Genomic DNA, 14,935 nt, shown 5'->3' on the forward strand with positions numbered 1-14,935 from the left:
GCCTGCCTCACAGGGACCTTCCAGTCAAGCTGAGCCAAACCGTCGACCCAAAATCGGGGCCCGGAGTCTACTGGGGCGGATTCGCGTGTGTGTTCACGCAATGACACCCTTCGGAGGCCCGCTCCATGTTCAACCGCCTGTTGCGCACCGCATTTGCGCTCACCCTCGTCACCGCGGCAATCTCCTGCAGCAGCAACGACGACAACGCCGAGGGCTACACCCTGCGTGTCGGCGCGACGTCGGTGACCGGGACTCCCGCGGGCTCGCTGGGCTGGGGCGACCGGCAGGGCATCCTCACCGAACAGCTGAAATCCGCCGGGGTCGGCAAGATCGAATACTCGTTCTTCCAGTCCGGCAGCGACGTCGCCTCGGCCCTGTTCGCCGGCGCCATCGACGTCGCCGCCATCGGCGACAACCCCGCCCTGCGGGCCCGCAGCCGCGACCCGAAAGTGGTTCTGCTGTCGCTTGATTCGATCAACGGCGACGCCTGGCTGGTGGGCGCCAAGGGCGGGCCCACCGACATCAAGGGTCTGGTCGGCAAGGACATCACCGCCCCGCAAGGCACCATCCGCGACCGCGCCGCCCGCCAACTCATCGACGCCGCGGGTCTGGGCGGCCAGATCCACGTGCGCGACGTCCCGACACCCGAGTCCATCGCCGGGCTGAGTTCGGGCAAGATCGATGCGGCCATCCTGACCGGCGCCAGCGCAGCCGAGCTGGAATCCAAGGGCTTCCCGATCATCGACAGCCTGTCGCGGCACGGGTTCGGCAGCACCGGCACCAACATTGCCCTCACCTCGTTCACCGACGCCCATCCGGAGTTCATCGGCGCCTGGCAACAGGCCGTCACCGCCGTCAACCGCGACATCACCGAGAACTTCGGCGACTACCTGGCCTGGGTCGCGAAAACCGACGACACCGACCTGACGTTCGTCCAGAAGTCCACGCAAGCCGACGAATTCAATACCGAACCGTTCCCCCAGGTCGGTGTGGACCAACTCGAAGCCGCCTACAAGTTCCTCAACGCCGACGGGTCGTTCGACAACGAATATTCGGTCCGGGAATGGGCCGGGGCGAAGTCGTGACCGCGGCAGCGAGTATCGCCACCGCCGTCCGGCCCCCGGCCACCCAGCCCGAACTCATCGAGGTGGTCGGCGGCCGCGAACGGCGAAAAGGCCTGTGGGCCCGCATTCCCCGGCCGGTGCGCCGGCTGGTGAGCCCAGCACTGATCCTGGCGGCCTGGACCATCGGCTCGACGACGGGTCTCCTCAACACCGACCTCTTCCCACCCCCTACCGAGGTGGCGGCCACCGCGTGGCGGCTGCTCGGCGACGGACAACTCGCCACCCATGTCGGCGCCTCGGCCATCCGGGTACTCACCGGCACGGTGCTGGGCATCGTCATCGGCGTCGCGCTCGCGGTCCTCGCCGGGCTCACGCGCACCGGTGAGGACCTGCTCGACTGGACGATGCAGATCCTCAAGGCGGTACCGAATTTCGCATTGACCCCACTGCTGATCATCTGGATGGGCATCGGTGAAGGCCCCAAGATCGTGTTGATCACCACGGGCGTGGCGATCGCGATCTACATCAACACCTATTCCGGAATCCGCGGTGTGGACCGGCAACTCGTGGAGATGGCGCAGACTTTGGAAGCTTCGCGGCGGACCCTCATCTCGCAGGTGATCCTGCCCGGGGCGATGCCGAATTTCCTGGTCGGCCTGCGGCTGGGCCTCTCCAGTGCGTGGCTGAGCCTGATCTTCGCCGAGATGATCAACACCACCCAGGGCATCGGCTACCTGATGTCACGAGCCCAGACCAACCTGCAGTTCGACGTCTCGCTGCTGGTGATCGTCATCTACGCGGTGGCAGGTCTGCTGTCCTACACGCTGGTCCGGGTGCTGGAACGACTTCTGTTGTCCTGGCGCAACGGGTTCGAGGGTCTGGGAGCGCCGGCATGAGCACCGTCGTCGACGTGCACGGCCTCACCCGGGCCTTCGGTGATCAGCAGGTCCTCAAAGATCTCGAACTGCAGATCGAGGACGGCGAATTCGTCGCGATGCTGGGGCGGTCGGGTTCGGGCAAGAGCACCCTGCTGCGGGTGCTGGCCGGCCTTGACGGTCAGGTCGCCGGCTCGGTGAAGGTGCCCCGATCGCGGGCGGTGGTGTTCCAGAACCCGCGGCTGCTGCCGTGGCGGCGCGCCCTGGCCAACGTGACCTTCGCACTGCCCGACGCCGGACCCGACGCCCCCAGCCGAACCGCGCGTGGGCGGTCCGCGCTCGAAGAGGTAGGCCTGGCCGACAAGACGCGAGCGTGGCCGTTGTCGCTGTCCGGCGGTGAGGCGCAACGGGTTTCCCTGGCCCGCGCTCTGGTCCGCGAACCTGACCTGTTGCTGCTCGACGAGCCGTTCGGCGCACTCGACGCGCTCACCCGGCTCAAGATGTACGGCCTGCTGCACGAACTGTGGTCCCGCAGGCACATGGCGGTCCTGCACGTCACCCATGACGTCGACGAGGCGATCCTGCTGGCCGACCGGGTGGTGGTGCTCTCCGACGGACGGGTATCCCTGGACCGTCGCGTCGAGTTGCCCTTCCCCCGCACCCGCAGCGACGACGGTTTCGACGATCTGCGCCGCGCGCTGCTGGCCGAACTCGGCGTCCGAGAGGAAGTAGGCCATGACCGCTCTCACTGACTCCGGTCTACTGAGCACCGACGTCCTGGTGATCGGCGGCGGTCCAGCAGCCGCTTGGGCCGCCATCTCCGCCACCGAATCCGGCGCCCGGGTCGTCCTGGTGGACAAGGGCTATTGCGGTACCAGCGGGGCGACGGCCGCCGGCGGCAACAACCTGTGGGCGATCGGGCCTGGGCCGCGGCGCGAGGATACGGTGCGCGAACGTGAGCTGGCCGCAGGACGGATCACCGACTCCGAGTGGATGTTCCGGGTGCTGGCCACCTCGTGGGACCGGCTCGAGCAGCTCTCCGAATGGGGGTACCCGTTTCCGGTGGGCGCTGACGGCCGGGAGATGCGCAGCAGTCTGCAAGGTCCGGAGTACATGCGCCGGATGCGCCGCAAGGCTCATCGCAGTGGAGTGCTCATCCTCGACCACCACCCGGCGCTGCAGCTGACCGCCGACCGCGACGGCGTCGTCACCGGCGCCACCGGCATCGCCCGCCAGGACGACGGCCGGCTCTGGCAGATCACCGCCGGTGCCGTCGTGCTGGCCACCGGCGGAACCGCCTTCCTGTCCGGAACCTTCGGCACCAACGTCGACACGGGCGAGGGTCTGCTGATGGCCGCCGAACTCGGCGCGCATCTGTCGGGCATGGAGTTCTGCACCGCCTATGCACTGGCCCCCGAATGGGGCGTACACACCAAGGGCCGAATGCTGCAGTGGGGCAGCTTCTACGACGAGCACGGCCGACCGTTCACCACCCAGCGTGGGCTGAGCGGACGCCAGGACGCACAGCTGGCACTGACCCGCGGCGAGCGGGTGTTCGCCCGGCTCGACCGCGCCCCCGAACACCTCCGCCAGACCATGCGTGACGCTCAGCCGAACTACTTCCTGCCGCTGGACAAGGCCGGCATCGACCCATTCACCACGGCCTACCCGGTCCGGATGGTCTACGAGGGCTCGGTGCGGGGTACCGGTGGCCTGCGACTGGTCGGGCCGGATTGCGCGACGACGGTTCCCGGACTGTATGCGGCAGGCGATGCCGCGACCCGCGAGCTCATCACCGGGTCACTCTCCGGCGGCGGCAGCCGCAACGGCTCCTGGGCGATCGCCTCGGGAACGTTCGCCGGCCGGGGCGCCGCAGAGTTCAGCCGCACCCGACGGCTCCACCCGGCTACGACACCGTCCACCCGGCCGTCACGCCCCGGCGCGCCCACCGTCGAGGAGGTGGTCGCCGTGGCCCAGTCGCATGTCCTGCCGCCGCAGCGTAGCTATCTGAAATCGGCTGAGCGGCTTCATGAGTCGGCCGATGTGCTCGAAACGGTGTGGCGCGACATCGCCGACGGCCTGGCCCCGGTGGCGGCGCGGGATGTCTACAAGCAACGCCAGGCGGTGGCCATGGTGGCCGCGGCGCGGTGGATCACCGCGGCATCCCTGGCCCGGCCCGAAACCCGCGGCCTGCACCGTCGCGAAGACCTGCCCGAATCGGATCATCGCTACGAGCACCGCATCCTCGTCGGCGGTCTCGACGAATTGTGGACCGCACCTGATCCCGTTGCCCCACAGCTCATCTCCTCGGAGGCCGTAGCGTGATCGAGATCGTCAGCCCGACCGCATGCATCAAGTGCGACGTCTGCGTCAAGGTGTGCCCCACCGACGTCTTCGATCGGGGCGCCGACGGGGTACCGGTGATCGCCCGCCAGTCCGATTGCCAGACCTGCTTCATGTGCGAGGCCTACTGCCCCACCGATGCGCTCTACGTCTCCCCGGTCTCCGCACCCGTCGGCGCCGACAGCGCGCACGCGTCCGAATCCGCGGTCAGCGCCGCAGGGCTGCTCGGCGGCTACCGGGAGATGGTCGGCTGGGGCCGAGGCCGGTCCCCCGGGTCCCGCCTCGACCAGAATCCCGTGCTGTCCACCATTCCGCCCCTGGCGGAGCCGCGGCTGAGCGCCCCGGCGGTGTTGGCCGACGGGCCCTGGAATCACCCTGCGGGCTAGAGCTTTTGCACCGGTGCGTGATTGTGCATGAGCTTGACGCGGCCCGCACTGCCGAAGTCGATCAGTGACATCGCCGTTTCTCCCATGCCCGAGACTTCCTCGACGCGACCCAGGCCGTACTTGTCGTGAGTGACCCGGTCGCCGGGCTCCAGCGTGATCACCGGACGGTTGCGGGCGGGCGCCGGCCGTGATGGCGACGGGCGCGGCGATCCGTAGCGGCCGGCATTCCCGACCGGGGCACTGAGCGACGACGACGGCTGCTCGATACGCCGCCAGTTGATCAGGTCCTCCGGAATCTCCCGCAGGAACCGCGATTCCGGGTTGAGCATGGGCTGCCCCCACGACGACCGCACCTTGGCCCGGCTCAAGTAGAGGCGCTTACGGGCCCGCGTGATGCCGACGTAGGCCAGCCGGCGTTCCTCGGACAACTCGTTGGGATCGCCCAATGCCCGCATGTGCGGGAACATGCCGTCCTCCCAGCCGGTGACGAACACCGCCGGGAACTCCAGCCCCTTGGCCGTGTGCAGCGTCATCATCGTCACCACGCCCGCGCCGTCTTCGGGGATCTCGTCGGCGTCGGCCACCAGTGACACCCGCTCCAAGAACTGGGCCAGCACCCCGGTGTCGGGGATGTCCTCGTCGACCGGCTCCCCCTCGCCCTGTTCTGCCAGAGCCTGGGCATTGGCCAGGTCGGTGCTGAATTCGTGTGCAACGCTGACCAATTCGTTGAGGTTGTCCAACCGGGCCAGATCCTGCGGATCGCTGGAGGCCTCCAGCTCACGGCGGTAGCCGGTCCGTTCCAGCACGGCCTCGACCAGATCGCCCAGCTCGTCATCGAGCTTGCCACGCAGCTGGTCCAGCATCTGGACAAACGAGGCGATGGCCTTCTCCGAGCGGGAGTTGAGCATCGGCACCCGTCCTTCGGCGGCGGCCTGCAACGCGTCGTTGAAGCTGCCCCCGGCGTTCTCGGCGTACACCGCAACGCAGGCCTCGGCCCGGTCGCCGATGCCGCGGCGCGGGGTGTTGAGGATGCGGCGCATGCTCACCGCGTCACCCGGATTGTCCAGCACCCGCAGGTAGGCGACGATGTCGCGGATCTCGCGACGCTCATAGAACCGCACCCCGCCGACGACCTTGTACGGGATACCGGCACGGATGAACACTTCCTCCAGCGCGCGCGAGGAGTTGTTGGTGCGGTAGAAGACCGCGACGTCACCGTATTTCACGCCCTCGCGGTCGGCCAGCGCGTCGATCTCCTCCGCGACGAAGCGGGCCTCGTCGTGCTCGTTGTCGGCGACATAGCCGACGATGAGCTCACCCTCGCCTTCCTCGGTCCACAGCCGCTTCTCCCGGCGGCCCGTGTTGCGGGCGATCACCGAGTTGGCCGCGTTCAGGATGGTCTGGGTTGAGCGGTAGTTCTGCTCCAGCAGGATGGTCGTCGCGTCCGGGTAGTCGCGCTCGAAGTCCTCGATGTTGCGGATCGTCGCACCGCGGAACGCGTAGATGGACTGATCGGCATCACCCACCACGCACAGTTCCGATGCCGCCACCCCGTCGTTCTCGTCGAGGTGGTGTCCGACCAACTCCCGCACGAACATGTACTGCGCATGGTTGGTGTCCTGGTACTCGTCGACCAGGATGTGGCGGAAGCGGCGCCGGTAGTACTGGGCGATCTGCGGGAAGGCCTGCAGGATGCCGACCGTCTCACCGATCAGATCGTCGAAGTCCAGGGCATTGGCCGCACGCAGCCTGCGCTGATACTCGCCGTAGACCTGGGCGACGATGCCGGCCATCTCCTCAGCCGCCTCCGAGGCCTCGGCTGCCGCCTGCTCGGGACCGATCAGCTCGTTCTTGAGATTGGAGATCCCGTTGGCCAGCAGCCGCGGCGAATACCGCTTGGTGTCCAACCCCATGTCCTTGCCGATCATCATCAGCAGGCGCCGCGAATCGTCGGAGTCGTAGATCGAGAAGTTGGAGTTCAGGCCCGGCACCAGCGATGCCTGGTTGCGCAGGATGCGTACGCAGGTGGAGTGGAACGTCGAAACCCACATGTTGCGGGCCCGCGGGCCGACCAGCTGGACCACGCGTTCCCGCATCTCGGCGGCGGCCTTGTTGGTGAAGGTGATGGCCAGGATCTGCCCCACCCCGACGTCGCGCGCGGCAAGCAGATAGGCGATACGCCTGGTCAGCACCGCCGTCTTGCCCGACCCGGCCCCAGCGACGATCAGCAGCGGCGACCCCTCGTGCAGCACCGCTTGGCGCTGTTGCGGGTTGAGACCGTCGAGAAGGTGGTCTACGTCGACGGCGGCCGGAAAGGTGGGAGTAATGCTCATATTGCCCCCAAACCTACCGCTGACCGGGGACAGTTTTGCGTTGGCACGGGCCCGCCTGGGACGATCAGACCGTGCCCGACATCGATGACCTGCGCCGCGAGATCGACGAACTCGACGCCACCATCCTGGCCGCCGTGCAGCGCCGCGCCGAGGTCTCCAAAGAGATCGGCAAGGCCCGGATGGCCTCCGGCGGCACCCGGCTGGTGCACAACCGTGAGATGCAGGTCATCGAGCGCTACAGCGTGCTCGGCCCCGAAGGCAAAGACCTGGCCATCCTGCTGCTGCAGCTCGGCCGCGGCCGACTGGGCCACTAGAACTGCTCAGCGCCCCGGCGGTTTGGCCGGCATCTTGAGCGAGTCGAGCAGCCACGGCGTCAGCCACTGGACCGCCTCGGACGTCGGGTGCACCCCGTCGCTGCGCATCCGGACCCCGTTGATCTTCGCGGTGTACTTGCCGTCCGGGTTGAGCTTGTCGTTGAAATCCAGCACCGACACATTGGACCGTTGTCCGACCACACTGCGAAGCATGGTGTTCCAGGCCTGCACCCGGCCCGGCTGATCCTCGGGGTACAGCGTCCCATCCGACCGCTCGCCGCGCCGGTTGTACGGCGCCGTGGTCACCACTACACGGGCACCGGTCGCGCTGAGAATGTCCAACGCCCGCTGCAGCTCACCTTTGAGATAGGTGTCGTAAGCGTCGTTGCCGACGTGCATCCACCGCCCGTGCCAGGTCCGGTCCACAACCTCCCAGCGCCCGATCATCAGCAGCACGGTGTCGGGACGATCATGGGCGATCCGCTGGGCCCAGCGCTCCGGCCAGGAATCGCACTCCGGCTTCTGGTTCAGCGTCTCCCCGGCTGACCGGTACGGACCGCCGCGGGCGATGCCGCAGCCGATGGTCGTGTAATCGCTGAAATGAAAACCCGGTGTGGCGGGCAGATACCGCATCAACGTCCACGCCACCGAGTCGCCGAACACCGCGACGCTCCGCGTGCCGGGCGGAAGCGCCGGCGCCGGTCCCACCGGGACGGCCCGCTCCGCACCGATGTCCTGCTCGGACGCCGCGGCGGCCATCACGTCCGGGCCCGCCGGGCGGGTTGGGACGCCGACCGGGACGACCGCCATCGTGACCACCGCGGCGGTCGCCACCGTGGCCGCCGCCAGCCGCAGCATCGGGACGTGCTGAGGGCGCCAGTGCCGGACCGGCTGCTCGATCGCCCACCAGGACACCCACGACACCGCGATCGTGACTGCGCACCGCAGCGCCAGCAGTGACCAGCCGGCCAGGCCGGTGCGTTCGCCGTTGAGGATCAGGAAGATCGGCCAGTGCCACAGGTAGACGCCGTAGGAGATGACGCCGAGCGTGACCAGCGGGGACCAGGCCAGCGCGCGGGCGACGTAGCCGTCCTGGTCCAGTGCGACGGGGGCGACGACGAGCACGGCGCCCACGGCCACCACGATCAGCAGCCCGTGGTGGAATTCGTCGGCGCTGCCGGTCGCCAGGTGCGCGGCCAGCGCCAGCACCGCGATACCGATCACCGGCAACGTCCAGGCGACCCAGCGCCGCCACCGGGTGCGGATCAGCGTGCCCGACATCGTCAGCGCCGACCAGTCACGGACCAGCAGTGCCGCGGCAGCCGCACCGATCAGCAGCGCCTGCGCCCGGGTGTCGGTGCCGAAGTACACGCGGTTGAGCTCAGCGGCGTCGCCGGACAACAGGATCGCCGCCACGGCCGAGCCCACCACGCCAAGTACCGCCAGCACGAAGACCACGGCGCGGGTCGCGCCAATCAAACGGGGGTGCGGACGGTCCGTCGTGAAACGACGCACCAGCAGCGCCGCGGCCAGCACCAGCAACGGCCACAGCAGGTAGTACTGCTCCTCGACCGCCAGCGACCAGGTGTGCTGCAACGGCGAGGGAGTGGCACCCTGGCTGAAGTAGTCGGTGTCCGCTGCGACGAACACCCAGTTGGCCATCCAGAAGAACGCCCCGACCGCGTCCTCGCGCAGCGAGGTCACCGCTTCGGAGGGGAACAGCGGCCGGGCGATCACGACGGCCAAGGTCATCAGCACCATCGCCGGCAGCAGACGCTTGGCCCGGCGGATCCAGAAGCCTTTGAGGTCGATGCGCTCGGTACGGCGGAACTCGTCGAGCAGCAGTGAGGTGATCAGGAATCCGCTGAGCACGAAGAAGACGTCGACGCCGATGAAACCTCCGGCCACACCCGGCACCCCGCCGTGGCCGGCCAGCACCAGGGCCACCGCGATCGCGCGGATGCCGTCGAGTGCCGGGATGTCACGCCGGATGGAGGCACGCCGACGACGACTGGCAGCACGGACCGGCGCCGCAGTCACGTCATGCCCTCCCGTCTTGGCGTCCGAGCCCCAGAGTTTAGGGGGCGCCGGTCGCCGAATCGGGAAGGCGCGGCGGGAAAATCCTCGCGAACAGACGCGCCGGTACCCCGTTCGCGCGTTTTCCGGGTACCGGCGCGTCTGTTCGCCGGTCTTGCAATCACGGTGGCCGGAACTATTCAGTCCGACGGGCGGGCGCGGCCACAATCGCCTCAGGCGAGGGTGGCGGATCCGATGAGCATGCAAGTGAGTGACAACGGTGGGGGTGGCGCGGTACTGCGCGCGGTGCTCGAGTTGGGTGCCGCGCCGCGCAGCCTCATCGCCCGGCATGCCGGGCTGTCCCCGGCCACGGTCACCACGGCGGCCCGCAGGCTGATCCAGGCCGGACTGGTCGTCGAACTGCCCGACACCACCACTGCCGGCGTGGGCCGTCCGTTCGTGCCACTGGCCGTCAACGCTGCGGGCAACATCGCGCTCGCCCTGCACATCGCCGCACAGCACATCACCGTCGCGGCCGTCGACATCGCCGGAACACTGCTCCACCACAAGCGCGTCCGCCACACCAGCAACGACCCCGACCAGATCCTGCACACCGCCGCCGCCGAGATCGCCCACGTTCGCGATTCGATGAACGGTTCGACCCGCATCATCGGCCTCGGGGTGGCTACCGGCGGCTGGGTCGACACCACGGGCGGAACGGTGATCGAACACGGCTTCCTGGGCTGGAAGAACGTCCCAGTGCGCGAGGTGTTGTCCGCGCAGACCGGACTGCACACCGAAATCGACAGCCATGCGCGCGCACTCGTGCACGCCGAGCACCTGTTCGGCCGAGAGCGCGGCGCCGCCAGTACCTTCGCCCTGTTCGTCGGCAACGTGATCGACACCGCCTTCGCGGTCCACGGCCAGGTCCACTACGGGCGGCGGGCAGCCGCCGGTTCGATCGCCGGCCTGGCAGCAGGTGCGGGCGAGGCCACCCGGCTCCACCAGTTCTCCGACGCCGCGCTCAGCGCACGGGCGGTGCGTATGGGCCTGCTGCCCTTACCGGATCCCGCCGAACTCGCTTCGGCTGCGGCAACACCACATTCACCGGCGAACGCCCTGTTCGTCGAACGCGCCACCGCACTCGGCCGAATGGCGGCATCCCTGATCGATCTGCTCAACCCGGATACCTTCATCGTCTCGGACCGCGCCTTCGACGCCCCGGGCGTCGGGGAGGCGTACCGGGCGGCCATCCGCGCCCACTCCGTCACCGGTGCCGATCCAGGCACCCTGGTCGGCAGCTCCTTCTCCGGATGGGTGCTCTCGGCCACCGCCGCCGCGGTGATCCTGTGGCCGTTGTACGCCGCGCCATTGGCGATGACGGCCTCTGCCGCCTGAGCCGTTTTCGCGTATTCGAACTGCCCCCGAAACGGCCAATTTCATTCGCACTTATTTTAATTGGAATGAATGTTGACGCCGCGTGGTGCATCGGCAAAAGTCTGGGAATGTCAACGGAATGCCGTGTCGAGCCGACTCGACGAGCTCGGCGGATAGTCGAAATCTGCTGTTGTCGCCCATATTTCACCGACTGAATCCAATTCTTAAGCCAGACAAGGGACAACATGCAACATTTACTTCATCGTCTGTCGCTGGTGGCGGCCATGGTGGTCGTTGCCTCCGCGACCGCGTGCGCCACCGATGACTCCGCCGGCACCAGCCTCGATGCGCCGTTGCCGACCGAGATTCCTCCGGGCACATCGCTGCACGCCTCACTCGACGAGACGAAGGTCTATCTGGAAGTCACCAACCAGAAGCTGCCGTTCACCGTCTCGGAATGGGCGAAGGTCACCGCAGGGCCGGACGTCACCGAAGCCTTCCGGGGCGATGCGCTCGACATCTCCTCCAACGCCGGCATCCCGCCGATCCAGGCCCATGCCACCGGCGTCGACACCAAGATCGTCGGCGTCAAGGTACGCAGCCAGCCCACCTATCAGTTCGCCGCCGCTCCGGGAGCCAACGTCAACACCGTTGCCGACCTGCGCGGCAAACGCATCGGCTTCTCCCCCGGCCAGGCCCAGGGCGTGATCGTACTGCGCACCCTGGCCGATGCCGACATTCCCCTCGACCAGGTCGAACTCGTCGAACTCGAGAGCACCCAGTTCCTCACCGCACTGCAAGGCAAGCAGATCGACGTCGCCCCGATGGGCGGCACCAACCTGGCCAAGTACCTGCACCAGTACGAAGCCGAGGGCGCAAAGGGAATCAAAACCGAGGCGATCGACGCACTTTCGATCCTCTGGGCCCCCACCAAGACCCTCAAGGATCCCGGCAAGCTCGCGACAGTCGCCGAACTGGTCAAGCACTGGGCCCGAGGTGAGGTCTACGCGTACGAACATCCCGAGGAATGGGTGCAGAAGTTCTACGTCGGAAACGAAGGACTCACACCCGAGGGCGGCAAGATCGTGCTGCAGGAGCAGGGCAAGCCGTACTTCCCGCCGAATTGGGACGACGCGATCACCTGGGAGCAGGAAACCATCGACCTGGTCACCAGATCGGGGTGGTTCGGAGAACCGTTCCCCGCCGGAGAACTCTTCGACCGCCGTTTCGAAAAGATTGCCTCCGAGGCGGTTTCGGAAGAGTACCGGGCGGAGACCAACGCATGACCGCGGTACTGACCCGGCCCGCTCCCAACGCTGCGGCGGCACCGGATCCAGCCGACGGGTTCCTCGCACGACGCGGCATCCGGCGATTGGGCCTGCGTAAGCCGGTGCCGTTCGCCCGGTTGCTCGGCGTGGTGCTGCTACTGGCCGCCTGGTCGGCGGGGGCGTACTTCGGGCTGCTCGACCCACGCAAGCTCGCCGCTCCGTGGACCGTGGTCACCACCGGTTGGGAACTTCTGCTCGACGGTTCCCTGGTGGAGAACATCGCGGCTTCGCTGCGGCGGGCCGGGATCGCGCTGGCCATCGGCGTGACGGTGGGCACCGTGCTGGCCCTGGTGGCCGGCCTGTCCCGGCTGGGTGAATCCCTGGTCGACGGGCCGGTGCAGCTGAAACGGGCGATCCCCTCGCTCGGATTGATCCCGCTGATGATCCTGTGGCTCGGCATCGGCGAGACCTTCAAGATCGCGCTGATCACCCTCGGTGTGGTCGTGCACATGTACATCCAGATGCACGCCACGCTGACCACCATCGACCAACGTTTCGTGGAGTTGTCCGAGATCCAGGGAGTCGACCGCGCCACCTTCATCCGCCGCGTCGTTCTTCCCGGATCCCTGCCGGGATGGTTTCTCGGCCTGCGGCTTTCGGTCACAGGGGCCTGGCTGTCCCTGATCGTCGTGGAGACGGTGAATGCCACCGACGGCCTGGGCAAGATGATGTCCAACGCGCAGAACTACGGGCGGGCCGATGTCATCCTGCTCGGGCTGGCCTGCTACGGCATCTTCGGCCTGGCCTCCGACAGCGCCATCCGACTGTTGGAGAGGAGGGTGCTGCGATGGCGCCGAACGCTCGCGGGGTGAGCAGCGGCGGCATCGAATTGCGGGATCTGAGTCGAGGTTTCTGTGATCGCACCGTCCTCGACCGGATCACGCTGAGCATCCCCACAGGACAGTTTGTGGCTCTGCTGGGCCGGAGTGGCTCGGGCAAGAGCACCCTGTTGCGGGCCCTGGCCGGCCTGGACTACGACGTCGACGGATCGGGAAATCTCCGGGTCCCGTCGAAAGTCGGTGTGGTGTTCCAGGATTCACGCCTACTGCCGTGGCAGAACGTGCTGCAGAACGTGTTGTTCGGTCAGCCCCGGTCGGCCCGCGCCGCAGCCGTGCGGGTGCTGGCCGAAGTGGGCTTGGCCGGCCGCGAGCGAGCCTGGCCCGCCGAATTGTCCGGCGGAGAGCAGCAACGGGTTTCGCTGGCTCGCTCACTGGTCGGTGCGCCCGAGCTGCTGTTGGCCGACGAGCCGTTCGGAGCCCTGGACGCCCTGACCCGGATCAAGATGCACGATCTGCTGCGGGATCTGATCCGGCGCCGTGACCCGACCGTGCTGTTGGTCACCCACGACGTCGACGAGGCGGTGGCGCTGGCCGATCGCGTCCTCGTTCTCGACTCGGGGTCCATAGTGCTGGACACCCCGGTCGACCTGCCCGCTGTGCGTGACCCCACCGATCCCGAATTCCAACGAGTGCGCCGGGCCCTGCTCGACGCACTCGGTGTCGAACCACTCGCAATCTGACCCGCGCCGAAAGGAAATCCCATGGGCAATCGGAAGCAACTGCACCTCAACGCATTCCTGCACAGTGTCGGACACCACGAGGCAGCCTGGCGGCTGCCCGAGTCCGATCCACACGCCAACGTGTCGATCGACCACTACGTCAATCTGGCCCAGATCGCCGAGCGTGGGAAGTTCGATTCGATCTTCTTCGCCGACAGCCCGGTGCTGATGAGCGATCCCGGCCGACGGCCCACCGGCAAGCTCGAACCCACCATCCTGCTGGCGGCGATCGCCCGCGAGACCGACCGGATCGGGCTGATCGCGACCGCATCGACCAGTTACAACGAGCCGTACAACCTGGCCAGACGATTCGCCTCGGTGGACTGGGTGAGCAACGGCCGGGCCGGGTGGAACATCGTCACCACCGCCGGCGCCGACGCGGCCCGCAACTTCGGGCTCGACGACACGCCTGATCACCGGCAACGCTATGAGAAGGCCGCCGAATTCGTCGACGTGTCGACCAAGTTGTGGGACAGCTGGGACGACGACGCCGTCATTGCCGACAAGGAGGCGTCCATTCACGCCGACGCCGAGAAGGTCCGCAAGATCGCCCACCTCGGCGAGTTCTTCAAGGTCGACGGTCCACTCAACATCCCGCGCTCCCCTCAGGCGTACCCGCTTCTCGTGCAAGCCGGTTCATCCGAGGATGGCAAGAACTTCGCGGCCCGCTACGCCGAGGCGGTGTTCACCGCCCAGCAGACCCTGGAGGACGGCAAGGCGTTCTACACCGACGTCAAAGAACGCACCCGCTTGCTGGGCCGCGACCCCGACACCATCAAGATCCTGCCCGGCATCGTGCCGGTGATCGGCGACACCACCGAGCACGCCCGCGAACTGGACAACGAACTGGCCCGGCTGATCTCACCGGAGTACGCCCGAGCGCAGCTGGCCAACAGGTTCAAACTCCCGGTCGCCGAACTCGACCTGGACAGCGAACTTCCGGAGGATCTGCCCACCGAGGACGACATCCAGGGCGCCAAGAGCCGCTTCACCTTGATCGTCAATCTGGCTCGCCGGGAACGTCTCACCTTGCGGCAACTGATCGAACGCCTCGGCGGCGGCCGCGGCCACCGTACCTTCGCCGGTACCGCCGTAGAGGTCGCCGACACCATCGAGGAATGGTTCGAGGCCGGTGCGGCCGACGGGTTCAACGTGATGCCCGCGGTGCTGCCGGCCGGACTCGAACTCTTCGTCGAGCGGGTGGTCCCGATCCTGCAGGAGCGTGGCTTGTTCCGCACCGACTACGCCGAGACCACCCTGCGCGGCCACTACGGCCTGGCCCGGCCCGAAAGCCAGTTCGGGGAGAGCGCCGCGCTCGCCACCGCCCGATGAATCGCGGCG

13 protein-coding genes are annotated in these 14,935 nt (G+C 67.7%); 11 read left to right on the plus strand and 2 right to left on the minus strand.

Annotated elements, in window-relative coordinates; all coding sequences use genetic code 11:
* The first annotated feature begins 125 nt into the window (after window positions 1–125).
* Genes HBE63_RS20010 through HBE63_RS20030 form a run of 5 tightly spaced genes read left to right on the plus strand, consistent with a single transcriptional unit; the run spans window position 126 to window position 4,668 of the window.
* Window positions 126–1,085, plus strand: a complete 960-nt coding sequence (locus tag HBE63_RS20010; protein ID WP_166906301.1) for an ABC transporter substrate-binding protein — start codon at window positions 126–128, stop codon at window positions 1,083–1,085.
* Window positions 1,064–1,960 (plus strand): ABC transporter permease, encoded by an 897-nt coding sequence (locus HBE63_RS20015; RefSeq protein ID WP_166906302.1) that lies wholly within the window; start codon window positions 1,064–1,066, stop codon window positions 1,958–1,960. The genes HBE63_RS20010 and HBE63_RS20015 overlap by 22 nt, the downstream gene beginning before the upstream one ends.
* The gene (locus HBE63_RS20020; protein WP_166906303.1) at window positions 1,957–2,691 is read left to right on the plus strand and encodes an ABC transporter ATP-binding protein; all 735 of its coding nucleotides are present in this window, start codon (window positions 1,957–1,959) and stop codon (window positions 2,689–2,691) included. Before HBE63_RS20015 ends, HBE63_RS20020 begins: the two co-directional genes overlap by 4 nt.
* Window positions 2,675–4,264 (plus strand): FAD-dependent oxidoreductase, encoded by a 1,590-nt coding sequence (locus HBE63_RS20025; protein ID WP_166906304.1) that lies wholly within the window; start codon window positions 2,675–2,677, stop codon window positions 4,262–4,264. Before HBE63_RS20020 ends, HBE63_RS20025 begins: the two co-directional genes overlap by 17 nt.
* Window positions 4,261–4,668, plus strand: a complete 408-nt coding sequence (locus HBE63_RS20030) for a ferredoxin family protein (RefSeq protein WP_166906305.1) — start codon at window positions 4,261–4,263, stop codon at window positions 4,666–4,668. The genes HBE63_RS20025 and HBE63_RS20030 overlap by 4 nt, the downstream gene beginning before the upstream one ends.
* On the opposite strand, the gene pcrA is transcribed toward HBE63_RS20030, so the two are convergent.
* On the minus strand, window positions 4,665–7,001 hold the full coding sequence (pcrA, locus tag HBE63_RS20035) for a DNA helicase PcrA (protein ID WP_166906306.1): 2,337 nt from the start codon (window positions 6,999–7,001) through the stop codon (window positions 4,665–4,667). The two genes, HBE63_RS20030 and pcrA, sit on opposite strands and share 4 nt — an antisense overlap.
* Before the next feature lie 35 nt (window positions 7,002–7,036).
* Between pcrA and HBE63_RS20040 the strand changes: the two genes are divergently transcribed.
* Entirely contained in the window at window positions 7,037–7,315 is a 279-nt protein-coding gene (locus HBE63_RS20040; RefSeq protein WP_166906307.1) for a chorismate mutase, read from the plus strand.
* A 6-nt stretch (window positions 7,316–7,321) separates the two neighbouring features.
* Here HBE63_RS20040 and HBE63_RS20045 read toward each other — a convergent pair whose 3' ends face one another.
* Window positions 7,322–9,355 (minus strand): acyltransferase family protein, encoded by a 2,034-nt coding sequence (locus tag HBE63_RS20045; protein WP_166906308.1) that lies wholly within the window; start codon window positions 9,353–9,355, stop codon window positions 7,322–7,324.
* A gap of 231 nt (window positions 9,356–9,586) precedes the next feature.
* Here HBE63_RS20045 and HBE63_RS20050 point away from each other — a divergent pair, with 231 nt between their 5' ends.
* The 5 genes from HBE63_RS20050 to HBE63_RS20070 all read left to right on the plus strand — a co-directional run bounded on the left by HBE63_RS20050 (window position 9,587) and on the right by HBE63_RS20070 (window position 14,926).
* Window positions 9,587–10,729 carry an ROK family transcriptional regulator gene (locus HBE63_RS20050; protein ID WP_166906309.1) on the plus strand — a complete coding sequence of 381 codons (1,143 nt, stop codon included), beginning with the start codon at window positions 9,587–9,589 and terminating at the stop codon, window positions 10,727–10,729.
* Between the two features lie 224 nt (window positions 10,730–10,953).
* Window positions 10,954–11,994 (plus strand): ABC transporter substrate-binding protein, encoded by a 1,041-nt coding sequence (locus HBE63_RS20055; RefSeq protein WP_166906310.1) that lies wholly within the window; start codon window positions 10,954–10,956, stop codon window positions 11,992–11,994.
* On the plus strand, window positions 11,991–12,848 hold the full coding sequence (locus tag HBE63_RS20060) for an ABC transporter permease (protein WP_166906311.1): 858 nt from the start codon (window positions 11,991–11,993) through the stop codon (window positions 12,846–12,848). The genes HBE63_RS20055 and HBE63_RS20060 overlap by 4 nt, the downstream gene beginning before the upstream one ends.
* A complete protein-coding gene (locus tag HBE63_RS20065; protein ID WP_166906312.1) occupies window positions 12,824–13,555 on the plus strand; it encodes an ABC transporter ATP-binding protein in 732 nt (243 codons plus the stop codon). The genes HBE63_RS20060 and HBE63_RS20065 overlap by 25 nt, the downstream gene beginning before the upstream one ends.
* 21 nt (window positions 13,556–13,576) lie before the next feature.
* The gene (locus HBE63_RS20070) at window positions 13,577–14,926 is read left to right on the plus strand and encodes an LLM class flavin-dependent oxidoreductase (RefSeq protein WP_166906313.1); all 1,350 of its coding nucleotides are present in this window, start codon (window positions 13,577–13,579) and stop codon (window positions 14,924–14,926) included.
* The last annotated feature ends 9 nt before the right edge of the window (window positions 14,927–14,935 follow it).

The sequence above is a fragment of the Mycobacterium sp. DL440 genome (assembly GCF_011745145.1).
Classification (GTDB): Bacteria; Actinomycetota; Actinomycetes; order Mycobacteriales; family Mycobacteriaceae; genus Mycobacterium.

Coding starts and splice junctions, on each gene's coding strand:
- HBE63_RS20020 (WP_166906303.1), top strand. CDS start 1,957: ATGAGCACCGTCGTCGACGTGCACGGCCTCACCCGGGCCTTCGGTGAT.
- HBE63_RS20055 (WP_166906310.1), top strand. CDS start 10,954: ATGCAACATTTACTTCATCGTCTGTCGCTGGTGGCGGCCATGGTGGTC.
- HBE63_RS20070 (WP_166906313.1), top strand. CDS start 13,577: ATGGGCAATCGGAAGCAACTGCACCTCAACGCATTCCTGCACAGTGTC.
- HBE63_RS20050 (WP_166906309.1), top strand. CDS start 9,587: ATGAGCATGCAAGTGAGTGACAACGGTGGGGGTGGCGCGGTACTGCGC.
- HBE63_RS20060 (WP_166906311.1), top strand. CDS start 11,991: ATGACCGCGGTACTGACCCGGCCCGCTCCCAACGCTGCGGCGGCACCG.
- HBE63_RS20015 (WP_166906302.1), top strand. CDS start 1,064: ATGGGCCGGGGCGAAGTCGTGACCGCGGCAGCGAGTATCGCCACCGCC.
- pcrA (WP_166906306.1), bottom strand. CDS start 7,001: ATGAGCATTACTCCCACCTTTCCGGCCGCCGTCGACGTAGACCACCTT.
- HBE63_RS20065 (WP_166906312.1), top strand. CDS start 12,824: ATGGCGCCGAACGCTCGCGGGGTGAGCAGCGGCGGCATCGAATTGCGG.
- HBE63_RS20025 (WP_166906304.1), top strand. CDS start 2,675: ATGACCGCTCTCACTGACTCCGGTCTACTGAGCACCGACGTCCTGGTG.
- HBE63_RS20010 (WP_166906301.1), top strand. CDS start 126: ATGTTCAACCGCCTGTTGCGCACCGCATTTGCGCTCACCCTCGTCACC.